General features: G+C 59.8%; 11 protein-coding genes and 1 pseudogene. 4 read left to right on the top strand and 8 right to left on the bottom strand.

Translation table 11 applies throughout. The annotated features are described in order from the left end of the window. Nucleotides 1–316: pseudogene (locus JIN78_RS13590) on the top strand (pantetheine-phosphate adenylyltransferase); the annotation flags it as partial. Nucleotides 317–322: 6 nt separating this feature from the next. Here JIN78_RS13590 and JIN78_RS13585 read toward each other — a convergent pair. Both JIN78_RS13585 and JIN78_RS13580 read right to left on the bottom strand, forming a co-directional pair. Further along, nucleotides 323–2,545, bottom strand: a complete 2,223-nt coding sequence (locus JIN78_RS13585) for a right-handed parallel beta-helix repeat-containing protein (RefSeq protein ID WP_200392529.1) — start codon at nt 2,543–2,545, stop codon at nt 323–325. A 32-nt stretch (nt 2,546–2,577) separates the two neighbouring features. Then, entirely contained in the window at nt 2,578–3,648 is a 1,071-nt protein-coding gene (locus tag JIN78_RS13580; RefSeq protein ID WP_200392528.1) for a hypothetical protein, read from the bottom strand. A 327-nt stretch (nt 3,649–3,975) separates the two neighbouring features. Here JIN78_RS13580 and JIN78_RS13575 point away from each other — a divergent pair, with 327 nt between their 5' ends. Together JIN78_RS13575 and JIN78_RS13570 are read left to right on the top strand one after the other, a co-directional pair. Continuing rightward, nucleotides 3,976–5,190, top strand: a complete 1,215-nt coding sequence (locus tag JIN78_RS13575) for an aminotransferase class V-fold PLP-dependent enzyme (RefSeq protein ID WP_200392527.1) — start codon at nt 3,976–3,978, stop codon at nt 5,188–5,190. A gap of 80 nt (nt 5,191–5,270) precedes the next feature. Beyond that, nucleotides 5,271–5,687 (top strand): SufE family protein, encoded by a 417-nt coding sequence (locus JIN78_RS13570; protein WP_200392526.1) that lies wholly within the window; start codon nt 5,271–5,273, stop codon nt 5,685–5,687. A 12-nt stretch (nt 5,688–5,699) separates the two neighbouring features. Here the strand turns inward: JIN78_RS13570 and JIN78_RS13565 are convergent, their stop codons facing one another. After that, entirely contained in the window at nt 5,700–6,272 is a 573-nt protein-coding gene (locus JIN78_RS13565) for a DUF937 domain-containing protein (RefSeq protein ID WP_200392525.1), read from the bottom strand. Between the two features lie 161 nt (nt 6,273–6,433). Here JIN78_RS13565 and rplI point away from each other — a divergent pair, with 161 nt between their 5' ends. Next, nucleotides 6,434–6,910, top strand: a complete 477-nt coding sequence (rplI, locus tag JIN78_RS13560; protein ID WP_200392524.1) for a 50S ribosomal protein L9 — start codon at nt 6,434–6,436, stop codon at nt 6,908–6,910. Nucleotides 6,911–7,104: 194 nt separating this feature from the next. Here rplI and eno read toward each other — a convergent pair whose 3' ends face one another. From eno to JIN78_RS13535, 5 genes are all read right to left on the bottom strand, one after another. Then, nucleotides 7,105–8,397, bottom strand: coding sequence for a phosphopyruvate hydratase (gene eno, locus JIN78_RS13555; protein WP_200392523.1), 1,293 nt, complete (start codon nt 8,395–8,397; stop codon nt 7,105–7,107). A gap of 41 nt (nt 8,398–8,438) precedes the next feature. Further along, nucleotides 8,439–10,187 carry a GreA/GreB family elongation factor gene (locus tag JIN78_RS13550; RefSeq protein ID WP_200392522.1) on the bottom strand — a complete coding sequence of 583 codons (1,749 nt, stop codon included), beginning with the start codon at nt 10,185–10,187 and terminating at the stop codon, nt 8,439–8,441. 167 nt (nt 10,188–10,354) lie between these two features. Next, on the bottom strand, nt 10,355–11,110 hold the full coding sequence (locus JIN78_RS13545; RefSeq protein ID WP_200392521.1) for a PDZ domain-containing protein: 756 nt from the start codon (nt 11,108–11,110) through the stop codon (nt 10,355–10,357). Then, nucleotides 11,110–11,616, bottom strand: a complete 507-nt coding sequence (locus JIN78_RS13540; protein WP_200392520.1) for a hypothetical protein — start codon at nt 11,614–11,616, stop codon at nt 11,110–11,112. The genes JIN78_RS13545 and JIN78_RS13540 overlap by 1 nt, the downstream gene beginning before the upstream one ends. Continuing rightward, nucleotides 11,609–12,139, bottom strand: a complete 531-nt coding sequence (locus JIN78_RS13535; protein WP_200392519.1) for an RNA polymerase sigma factor — start codon at nt 12,137–12,139, stop codon at nt 11,609–11,611. Before JIN78_RS13535 ends, JIN78_RS13540 begins: the two co-directional genes overlap by 8 nt. Nucleotides 12,140–12,381 lie beyond the last annotated feature (242 nt).

The following is a 12,381-nucleotide window of genomic DNA, read 5'->3' as shown; positions in this document are numbered from 1 at the left end:
CCCCCCCCACGAACACCTCACCATCGAGCACTTCGACAATCGCTATCTGGTCGACTACGCGGCGGAAAAAGGTGCGGCCTACATCCTGCGCGGCATCCGCTCCCCCGGCGATTACGAATACGAGCGCGTGATGCGCCACATCAACAACGACCTCGCCCCCACCATCACCACCTGCTTCCTGATGCCGCCCCGCGAGCTGGCTCAGGTCTCCTCCAGCATGGTGGAAAGCCTGATTGGCCCACTGGGGTGGGAAAAGACGGTGCAGCGCTACGTGCCGCCGCCCGTCTTCGAAGCCCTCAAAAGCAAGCCCCGCTAGCGGCCCCTAGTGGCTGAGGGGCAGCTCTTGCAGCACCCGACCACTGTTCCAGTAAATCGTCTCATTGACCTTGTCGAAGTCATACTTGGCCCGACGGTCGCAGGAAGGACGGCCACGGAAGTGCTCGCGCACCACCTGGCGGTAGGCGGCTTTTTCCGGCATGGCCCTGCGGCTATCATCCAGCACCAGGCCAATTTCCGGGAACGGGATCGCGGGCATCCCCTCCGCACTCTCCGCGCGGTAGCGGAAGTCGAGGGCCTCGGGATTCTGGAACACTTGCTGAGGATCAATCTCCCGCGTGCCGTGGAAGGTCAACCACTCGGCCGGGATTTGCGGGTGGCGATAAGTGAGGCCTTCGCTCATATTCGCTCCCAAGGTATCGCGCACATCGATCTCGATGGGGAAAAAACGCCGTTCATTGGGCTGATTCATCACTTTGGCAAAGGTGGGATACTTGGTCCAAGGCTCTTTATTCCAGCCGTTTTCCCCCACTACCTGCTCGGTGCGCCAGATGTAATCATGCTTGTCACCGCGCTTCAGCTCACCAGTCTCGAACTTTGCCAGGTTCGCAATGCGTCCTTTCACATCGCCAATGATGCGCACCCACACGCCATGATTGCCGTTCAAGAAGATGTTGCCATGCACGGTCAACCCCGTTCCGCCGTTGATGGCGAGGGAGCCATGGCCTGTTTTGTAAAAGATGTTTTCCAGAACCTCCGTGCCCGAGTGGTGGTCATCGAGCATGATGCCTGAGCGCGTCATCAGACCATCGGTCGACATGATGTGGTGAAGGAAGTTGTGCCGCAGCTTGACCCCGTAGCCCCAGAATTCGGCTCCGGTATAGATCGTCGCCCCATCGCCTTCCTCGAAGCCGATATTGAAAAACTCGTTGCGCTCGATGAGGTGGTCATTGCCACGGAAGACCACTGCCTGACCAGGAATATTGTGGATGAGGTTGTTCCGGAAAATTTGCCCCACCCCGCTGATGCCCACACTGGGCGAAGCCCCGGCCAAGGCATCAAGGTAGAAGTGACAATTGGCAATGACATTGCCGCCCGGCGTGATCTCCGCGGAGCTGGCCACCCCGCCAGCCAGACGGGCAAAACGAGTGACATCGAAGACATCACAGCCCCGCACCCGGTTGTTTTTGCCTGCCACCGAGAGAGCAGTGGCCGTCGATTGGAAGAACTGACCCGCGCGGACCTCGTTGTCCTCCCCGCCGGAAATACGCACGATCTCTCCCTGGGCAAAGCCCCGGGCCGAAAAGCCCTCGAAGCGCAGATGACTGGCCCCGTCCAGATGCAAAAACCCCTCCCCCGCACTGAAAGACAGACGCGTCTCCTCGCCGACAGGAGCCACCGGCCAAAAGTAGAATTCCCGGCTCTCGTGATCGTAATACCACTCCCCCGGCTCATCGATCTCGCAGAGCAAATGGTAGAAGGCCTGCCGGGACTGGAACTGATGCACCATCTCCTCCAGCCCATAGCGAGTCTGCTGCACGAAACGGATGGCCCCCGTCTCCGCATCCACCGAGCGCAACCGCTGGCTGGAGCGATACCATTGCGCACTGAGGTAGCCGGAGGCCATCACCCGGCGGGTCGACTCGACCTCGCGCGCCCACTGCTGCCAGGTTCCAGCAGGCTCCTCCCGCAGGGTAAAGAGCGGGCCCTTGGGCTCTTCCCAGGTCCCCATCACTGGCTTGATCTGGAAGCGGGTGCCCTCATCAGCCTCCAGGAGTTCCTTGGCATGGGCAAAGCCGACATTGGGAAAACGCGACAGGCGCAGGAGCTCCGCATCCTGCATGACCAGCGTGCGGGAGGGCGAGGCCTGACGCAACAGCTGGTGCGCCTGCTCCTCGCGCACCGCGACTTTCACCACCTGCCCCCGGGCCGCTTCACTCAGGCGGGCCAACTCTTCCTCCCCCGCCACCGTCTCCCAGCCCTGCAGCGAGAGAGGCACCGAACCGTCAAAAACAACCTCCCCCTCCGCGCGGTAGGTGATGGGGGCCTCCGGACGACCACTGTCTGCAGCCGTGAACCGGACCGGCTCCGTCAACTCATAGCGCCCCGCCGCCACTGTAATCGTGACCGGCTCATCTTTGGGCAAAGCCCGCACCTGATCGCGGACCTCCGCCAAGGTGGGATAGCTCTCGGAACCGACCTGAAACTGGGCGGAAAGTGGAACAAGAGTGAGGGGCGAAAGAAGAAAAAAGAGAATCGTGGACTTCATGAGCTTGTCCCCCCCTCACTGCCGCCCCCGGGCTACTTTGCCCCCTGTTGGTCTTCCTTTGGCAAGCGGGCAATGACTTCCCCCGCAGTCAATCCATCCTTATCCCATTGCACACCAGCCAGAACAGCCCGACCCTGCTCCGAGAGGGGAAGGCGATAACGATCACAAAAAAGCGGACTGAGATCCTCCCCGGCAGCCAGAGAGGCACACACCAACCAAGACACACACTGCCGCCGGGCCGCGGCCTCGCTGCGCGCCCGCTCGCCGGGAACGGTCTCCAATTGACGGAAAAAGCGGGCCACCCAGTCATTGCCTCCGTAGTCCCGGCGCAGCCTCATCATCAGCGAGGCATACATCACTGGCTGGTCGGTGGGACCGATCGCCCGGCCCTGCGCATCCTTCAGGCGATTCACCTTCTCGGCCAGCCCACCCTGCACCGTGAAGGCCTCCACAAATCCCAAATCACTCTTCTCGTAGCCATCGATCGCCGCCAGAATCGTCTCCTTGGTGGCCTCGTCGCGATCAACCAAATCCAGCGTCTCCACACAGACGTAGCGCATGAAGACCGCAAAGCCGGTGACAAAGCAGGAGTGGCGGCTGCCGAAGACATAGTAGTTCCGGCCCATCTCGTAGAAATAGGCATGGGGCACATTGCGGGCCTCCTTTTGCAAGCCGGGGTAATGGCCCTCGTAAAAATGGGTCATCTCAATCCCGGTCGACCCCACGTAGCCACAGCCATAGCCACAGGAGAGATCGTTGGCCGGCAAGGCCACAATAGTCACCTGCCCCTCATGTTGTTTGAAGGGCCGCGGAGTGCCGCCCGTAAGCTCGCCATACAAGCGCCATCCCTCATCGAGACGAGCGATGAACTCCGCCATCACCTGGCCATCCAACTCCGTATCGGTGGTGAGCACGGTCACCTCCTCCCCCTTCCAAGGCACCAGAGGCATAGTGAGTCCCTTGGCCTCCCAGCGCTCGGGATAGAAGGCCTGTGAAGGATAGTCGAAAGGCTCACCGGGGGCCAACGCCGGCTCGGCTTGCCCGGCGGCAAATCCTCCGGCGAAAAGAACAAGAACTCCCAGACCAAGAAAATGTGATTTCATACCGGCCCATACGCTCCCCGTCGCCAGTCATTGCAGAGCCTCCTCATTTTGGAGAATTTTGCCAAAAATCACCCCGAAAAGTCAGATTCACGAAAAAAGAAGAAAAAAACGTCCAATCTTCCGAGCGGCTGGCAGTCACTCCTTTGAAGCCGTCCCTCAACGCACTTTTCACCCTTTCCCGGGCAATCCAAAAAAGGGCGTCTCCCCGCAGGGAGGCGCCCTTTCTTATGGGAATGAGGTGAAAAAAGCCCCCTTCGGCTCGCGCCCCTTGCACCCCGCCGCCTCCTCCCCTAGTTTGCGGCCGCGCCAACGCCCTTCCACCCGTCCATGTCCTTCGACCCGCTTTCCATCCGTGATCAGTTTCCCATCCTCGCCAGCGAGGTCCACGGCCAGCTCCTGGTCTATCTCGACAATGCCGCAACCGTGCAAAAGCCCCGCGCCGTGCTGGACTGCTCGCGAAACTACTACGAAAGCCTGAATGCCAACATCCATCGCGGCACCCATCACCTTTCCCAGCGGGCCACCGCAGCCCACGAAGCCGCCCGCGAGACCGTCGCCCACCACCTCCACGCCGCTTCGTCCGACGAGATTATCTTCACCTCGGGCACCACGGACGGCATCAATCTCGTAGCCCACATTCTGACCTCCTCTCTTCAGGAAGGAGATGAAATCCTTTTCTCAGGTCTTGAGCACCATTCCAACATCGTGCCCTGGCAGATGCTGGCCGAGCGCACCGGAGCCGTGCTGCGCGTGATTCCCGTCCTCGATGATGGCACCTTGGACGAAGACGCTTACCACGCCCTCCTCTGCCCTCGCACCCGCCTGGTGGCCCTCACCCAGATTTCCAACGCCTTCGGCACCCCCGTGCCCTTGGAGAAGTTTCTCCCCGCCGCTCGCGAGCTTGGTGCCCTCACCCTCGTCGACGGAGCCCAAGGCATCGCCCACCAGGCCGTCGATTTGCAAGCTCTGGACTGCGATTTCTACGTCTTCTCCGGACACAAGGTTTACGCCCCCACCGGCATCGGAGTCCTCTATGGAAAGAGCCACACCCTGGAAGCCCTGCCCCCCTGGCGCGGTGGTGGCGAGATGATTAAGGAAGTCACCTACGAAAAATCGACCTACAACGACCTCCCCTTCCGCTACGAGGCCGGCACGCCCAACATCGAGGGCAGCATCGCCCTCGCCGCAGCCCTCGATTGGTTGCACGAGCTGGATTTCCCCGCCCTGGCCGCCCATGAACAGAATCTCATCGAAGCCGCCGCCCGGGGCTTGCGGGAAATCGAAGGCCTGACCTTCTATGGCCCCGCCAACCGCGTCGGCTCCCTCTCCTTCACTATCGCCGGCGTCCACCCCTACGACCTCGGCACCCTCGTCGATCAGATGGGGGTCGCGGTCCGGACCGGCCATCATTGCTGCCAACCCCTCATGGGCCGCTTCGGCATCACCGGCACGGTCCGTGCTTCCTTTGCCGCCTACAATACCCACGCGGAAGTGGATGCCCTGGTGGCCGCAGTCAAGAAGGCCGCCCTCATGCTCCGCTAGCCCGCGCGAGAAGAAAAAACTTTGAGTTCCGGCCCGGGCTGGTGTTCAGTCCGCCCGGAGACGACCCCTTCCCTTGCCCTGTGACTATTGCTGAAAACCAACAACGCCTGCTCGACGAACTCAATCTCTTCCCCGACTGGACCGAACGTTACCAATACGTCATCGATTTGGGAAAAAAGCTGCCTCCCCTTCCCGCCGAACTTCAGACCGAAGATCGGCTCATCAAGGGCTGCCAATCCCAAGTCTGGCTCGATTCCTCCTTCCAAGACGGCCTCGTGCATTACCAGGCCGACTCCGATAGCCTGATCACCAAGGGAATGATCGCCCTCTTCGTGCGCGTCCTCGATGGACAAAAAGCGGATGACATCCTGCAGGCAGACATGTCCTTCGTCGATCAGACCGGCCTCAAGGAGCACTTGGCGCCCACCCGGGCCAATGCCCTCAACCTGATGGCCACCCAGATGAAGCAACACGCGCTCAATTACTCCACCCGCTAGCGGGAGCTCGGCTCACTTGCGGCCGGTGAAAAAGGCGAGAATCATCGCCAGCAACCCGCCTTTGCCCCGCCCCCCGGCATGCCCGGCGAGCACCATCCCGGCGAGGTCATCAATGATTTTGCCATCCCCATCGCGATCGAGAATCGCACTCATCCCGGATCTCCGGTCCGGAGTTGCCCCGTCCTGGCTGCCCTTCCGCATCAGGTAGGAAAGCACCACCGGAATGAGCACCGGCAAGACCTTCTTGGCCAAATCCACCCCGATTCCGGCTTTCTGCGCCAGCGCCTGCGCCGCCTGCTCTTGCTTGGCCTGGTCCAGCCCCCCCATTTCCTTCAAGTCCGCCTCGGCCGGACCATCGAAAAAACTGCCGGGCTGGTCCACCCCCTCCTCGCGGGCACCCAGCTGGCGGGCGAGAGACTCGACATCCACTCCTTGCTCTTGCCGCCGCTTCAGCCCGCCCAACACCACCGGAGCCAGCCCTTCCAACAAGCTCTTGGACTGATCCTCGCTCATCCCCTCCCGCTGGCCCAGCTCTTTCGCCACGGGCCCACCCAGGTCCCGCAATAATTCCTGCACAAAACTCATCCCTTATCCTGACCGATGCCAACTCGAAAAAGCCACCTTTTTCACCCCTCATTTTCCCCTCCCCCCACCCGCCAGCGCATTTTCTTCAAAAATGACCCTGCAAAATCCTTGACGAGGTCGGGGCCAGTCACTAAACCCTGCGCCCTTCAACTTTTCTCATCATGGCCACTACCGAAGTCATTCTCCGCACCAAAATCCACAATCTCGGCGCTGAAGCCGACGTTGTGAAAGTCAAATCCGGATTCGCTCGCAACTACCTCGTCCCCCAGGGCAAGGCTTACGAAGCGACCGAGGAAAACAAAAAACACTTGGAAGAATTGACTGCGGCCCGCGCCAAGCGTGAGACTGAAGAGCTCAACGAAGCGGAGAAGCTTTCCGCCCGCATCAAAAAGCTGAAGCCCGTCTTCACCCTCGAGACCGGCGCTGGTGGCAAATCCTTCGGCTCCGTGACCAGCATGGACATCCACAAGAAGCTGGAAGAATCCGGCATCGAAATCGACCGCACCGCGATCAAGCTCGACAAGCCCATCAAGACCACTGGCGAGCACGAAGTGGACATCAAGCTCCACAGCGAAGTGAACGTCTTCCTCCGCCTCGAAGTGCAAGGCACTGGCGACGAGGACGGCAGCGACGCCTGAAGCCCTTCCTATCTGATTTTTTTTCGTAAGACGGCCGCTGGAAGCTTCTTCCAGCGGCTTTTTTTGCGCCCCCGCACGAGACCCTTCCCCTGGGAGCGGAGGCCCTGGTGCCCTGGCAGAAAAAACCCCGTCCAGCGAGGCCGGACGAGGTTCATGGAAAAGGAAAAGGCTCAGCAAATGCTGGCAGGTCCGCCTCAGGGCTTCACCTTGAGCTTACCACCGAAGACCGCGTTGTCGCCCAGAGCTTCTTCAATGCGGAGAAGTTGATTGTATTTCGCAATCCGGTCGGAACGGCTCATGGAACCGGTCTTGATCTGGCCGGCATTGGTCGCCACCGCGATATCGGCAATGGTGGAATCCTCAGTTTCCCCGGAGCGGTGGGAAACCACTGCGGTGTAGCTGTTTTCCTTCGCCAACTCGATGGCGTCCAGGGTCTCGGTGAGAGAACCAATCTGATTCACTTTCACCAGGATGGAATTGCCCACGCCCAAGTCGATACCCTTCTGGAGGAAGTCCACATTGGTCACGAAGAGATCGTCGCCCACCAACTGAGTGGTCTGGCCCAACTTCTCGGTAAGAATCTTCCAACCGTCCCAGTCGTTCTCGTCACAACCATCCTCGATGGAGATGATGGGGTATTTCTTCTTCAGCTCGGCATAGTAAGCCACGAGCTCTTCGGCCGTTTTCTCGGAATTGTCGGACTTGTGGAAAACGTATTTGCCCTTCTCCTTGTTGAAGAACTCCGAAGAAGCAACATCAAGGGCGATGCAGATATCGTCACCCATCTTGTAGCCAGCCGCTTCCGCAGCCTGGGAAATGACCGCGAGAGCATCGTCGGCGCTCTCCAGCTTGGGAGCGAAGCCACCCTCGTCACCCACCGCTGTGGAGAGACCACGATCGTGGAGAACCTTCTTCAGGGAATGGAAAACCTCGGCCCCGTAACGCAGGGATTCCCGGAAAGTGGGAGCCCCCACGGGGACGATCATGAATTCCTGGAAATCGATGGGGGCATCGGAGTGAGAGCCGCCATTGATGATGTTCATCATGGGCATGGGCAAGACCTTCGCATTGGGACCGCCCAAGTATTGGTAGAGAGGGATGTCGATGCCAGCTGCGGCGGCGTGCGCGGTGGCCAGGGAGACACCGAGAATGGCGTTCGCTCCCAGCTCCTTCTTGTTCTTGCTGCCGTCGAGAGCCAACATCGCGGCGTCGACTTCAGTCTGGTCCACGGCATCAAGCCCCACGATGGCATCGGCGATTTTCTCGTTGATGCTTTCAACAGCTTTCAAAACCCCTTTGCCGAGATAGCGGGACTTGTCTCCGTCACGGAGTTCCCAAGCCTCGTGCTCACCGGTGCTCGCGCCGCTGGGCACGGCCGCGCGACCATAGGCTCCGTTGGCGAGGGTGATTTCCGCTTCCACGGTTGGATTGCCGCGAGAGTCGATGATCTCGCGTCCTACTACTGATGTGATTGTCGTTTCAGACATAACTTTTTTGGGTGTGTTTTTTCGGGGTATGAGAATGAATTTCAGCCTTTGTTGTAGGCTTCAATTGATTTGATGGTGCAGGTTTCCAGCACTTCGCTTTCCAAATCTTTCACGGCTACGGTTTCGCCCACTTTTTTGCCAATGAGCACCCGCCCGACTTCGGAGAGATAGGAGACGACGTTCTTCTCGGGCACGGAGTCCCAAGCACCGAGGATGGTGTAGCTCTTCTCCCGCCCAGCGACCTCCAGGGTCACGATGGTGCCAATGGTCACGGCCGAGGTGTCAGGTTTGGCAAAGTCCGTTCCCTGCGCGAGCTCGATCTCCTTCTCCATCTCCATGCGCTGGCGATTGAGGACCGCTTCCTTTTGTTTGGCGGCGTGATACTCGAAGTTCTCCCGCAAATCGCCATAGGAGGCCGCCAGCTTCTTGTCCTTGAGGTTCTGGGGAATCTGATTGGTGACCAGGTCTTCGAACTCCGCCTTCCGCTTCTTGAGACTTTCCCAAGACACGACGATGGTTTCGTCCTTCTCCTCTTTGGCCTCACCCGTCACCAGGTCCTGGGTCTCCGGATGAGCCTTGATCACGCGGGCCATCAGCGACTTGCGGTCCAGCTCGGCAAGGGCTGGGCTCTGCAAGAGCTTGCGGGCGAAGTTCCGGGCTTCATTGACATCCACTCCTTTCAAGAGGTCGGCAATGAGCTTTTTGTCATCCATGAGCAGGTTCTGCAGGCGCGTGCCCTTGCGGGGGCCATCATCCACTGCGCCAGCCTCGATGACTGATAACATGGCGAAGCCTACATCGGTGGAGAAGACCTCTTCCGCATTGCCGGTGCGCTCCCGGCAAATCCACATCAGGGCCTCGCCACTGAGAGTGCGCAGGGAAATCCCTTTTTTGATGTGCTTGAGCAGAGGCTCGAATTGGCCTTTGGCGAGCAGCATTTTGGCAATCTCATTGACGCCCCGGGTGCCCACCTTCTCGAAAACACTCATCAGCTTGGTGAGCCATTCGTCGCCATAAGCGGCGGGAAAAGCCTCGTAAATTCGCCGCTGCCGAGCCGCCGCGAGCGAGGTCACTTCCTCGGCCACATCCCCGTCGGAAAGGAGAAGGGCGTCTTGGATGCGCAGGGAGCCATCGGCCAGCTCCTGGCCTTCCACCACTTCAAACAATTCGTCGCGACAAGCCAGCAAGTCGAGTGCCTGGCCCAGGTTGAGCCGGATTCCTTTTTTGACCGATTCATCGATGTCATTGGCGATCCCCTGGAGGGTCTCCCCTTCTTCCTTCAGCCCGTCGGTCTCATTCTTGAGGGAATCGAGCACGTTGATCTTGGTCTTGAGGTCGCGCGCGGCGCGAAACTCTTCCACCAGCGACTCCAGGGGACTCATATTCTCGTCCCGGAGCACCAGCGGCTCGGTGCGCTTGGAAGGCACAACCACCCGTCCTCCCTCGCGGGCAATCTTCTTGGCCTTGTCCCACCACTTTTTGTAATCTTCTTCGGGCACAACGGTGCCGCAAAGCTCTTTGTCCACCGCATCGGGCTTCAAGCTCCCGCCATGACTCTGCAGCATGCGCACGATGAGTTCGGCCGGATCATTTGCCGCCAAGGCCCGCAATTCCCCCATCTTGGCCACCCGCTCGGCCCGGAAGTCATCCGCCTCCAAGGGCTCGGTCTTCTGGATGGCCAGCTTCAGCCCCATGGTCTGGGGTTCCCGGGCCCGCTCGAAATCAATCGTCACTTTGCCGCCGAACAAATCCCAGTCGGTGACTTTTCCGGCTCCCCAGCTTTTGTGCAAACAAAAGGCCCCGGGAGCCAACTCATTTAAACGGTTTCCAACAGCTTCGTTAATTCGACCCGCCTCTACGAGTTTCGCGACATCAGGATGCATCGGGCGAACCTTGAGAAGACAGCGCGCAATTGGCAAAGGTTTTTCGTCTCTTTCTGATCCTTTGCCCGAAAAAGTCACTTTTTTGTGCTTTCTTCCGGCACGGGCACCCGCCGCACCCGGGGCACCCGCGGATTGTGCTCATCCCTCTCCTCGGCATTTTGCAGGGTTTGGAAAAGAGCCGTCAGCTTGCGCCGGGTGGACTCATCAAGGTCCTTAGGCCAATCCTTCGGCTCCGGCCCATCCAAGGTGCCTTTCTGCCGCACCTCTTCCCCGTCGCTGATGACGTAGAGATAGCCATCGAGCACTTCCGTCAAGCTGACCGTGACCTCTCCCTCGGCGATGAATCCGGAACGTTTCCCCAGATCAAAATGCCGCACGACATCGCCGGGAATGGGCGGCATGAGCACCTCCTTGGCCGCTTTCACAATCTCATCGTGACGCTCGGGCCGAGTCGCGAAAGTAACCGCCAAATTGATATTCTCTCCCCGCCGCGAGACCGTGAGCTGGGCCTCGTTACCCACCCCGGTATGCTTCATGAGCGCGTAGAGCTGCCACTTGTTGGCTAAAAGCTGATCATCGAGCTTCCAGAGGACATCGTGAGCTTGCAAGCCCGCCGCCTCAGCCGGCGAATCGGGCTCCACCTCGTCCACCAAGAGCCCGAACCCCTTGGGCACGTTGGTCAACTGGGCCGCTGTCGATTCCTCCAGCCACCGCAGGTCGACCCCCAGCCAAGGCCCCTTGTGCTCGCGGGGCCCCCGCCGCCGATCCTCATGCCGTTCGGCTCCGAGAGCGACTGTGAGCAGCACGAATAGAAGAAAAAATCGTTTCATCAGAGACTACTGGCGGCATAGAGCTCGGCATCGAACTCGCGTTGTATGATGACCTCGTATCCCGTCCCCTGATGCAGAACGCGCTCTTCCTCAACTCCAGAGTAAGACCACGCGCGCCGAGCCTCCCCGGTCTCGCTCAAGGGCTGGATTCCGAGCTCGGAACCCGACTCAATCCACGTTTGCTGGGCAAGGAGCTCGATGCCCGTTGCGGGAGCGAAGGCCTCCAGTGCCTCCCCATCAGCAGAAACGGCGGCCCGCATCCGGCTCTCTCCCTCGCGAGCGGAAAAATGCCACGCCATCCCCCCCACAGAGAGCAGGAGGGCGGCAGCAAATCCGAGCGAAAGCGACCAGCGGTAGGGTCGTCCCGCGGACAAGCTGGCGGGAGCTTCCTCTGCCATCTCATCAATGAGGACTTCCAAGTCCTCCAGAGTTTCATTCCCCAGCCCCCTCGGCATGAGCCGCTCCAGCCCGGCTTCAATCTCTTTTATTCCCATGGACTCAGGCATGACGTTCCTCCTTCAAGTGGTTCAACTCACGCTGCAGAAGTTCCAGCGCATATCGATAGCGTGAAGCTGCCGTGTTGTGGGAAATTTTCAAAATGGCTCCGATTTCAGCAAAGGTGAGTCCAGACCAAGCTTTCAGAGTGACCACCTCACGAAGCTTGTCGCTCAGTCCCTCCACCGCCCGCCGCAGCAAGAGAGCCTCCTCGTCATCCTCCAAGGTCGGGTCCAGCCAATGCTCGTCATAGTCGTGCAACTGGATGACCTTCTCGTCGCGCTTCTTGCGGCGACCTTTCTTGCGCCCGGCGTCCATCGCGACCAGACGCAGCACGGAGAAGGCCAGCGGCACATCCGGGGGACAATAGCCCCTTTCTTTTTGATAGCCCCAGAGCCGGATGAGGGAATCCTGCAGCACATCCTCCGCCTCTTCCAGAGACCCTGTCCGCTGCCGGGCATACATCAGGAGCCGACCGCCCTCTCGGGCCAGCCACTCCTTCCACTCTTGGGCTAGATTTCGCGTGCGCTTCATCACCTCGTCACCCCTATCAATGCCACCTGAACCGCAATCTGTCTCCCCTTTCGCCAAAAAATTTTGTCCATCCGAGATAGCCGCCCCGATGGAACGGTAGAATAGCTTGGGCTTGTCCGGACTTCTTGAGAGACGATCTAGCCCGAGTCCGGCAGAACTCCCGTCCACTCGAAAAGATCGATAAGCGTTCAATGGACAGAGTGGGCGGGGAGCGGGCCGCTCCGCCCTACCGGCCCGGGCAA

Origin of the sequence: Roseibacillus ishigakijimensis, from assembly GCF_016595415.1 — a bacterium.
In the GTDB taxonomy this organism is placed as follows: Bacteria; Verrucomicrobiota; Verrucomicrobiia; order Verrucomicrobiales; family Akkermansiaceae; genus Roseibacillus; species Roseibacillus ishigakijimensis.
This window is presented reverse-complemented; position numbering and strand designations above follow the sequence as displayed.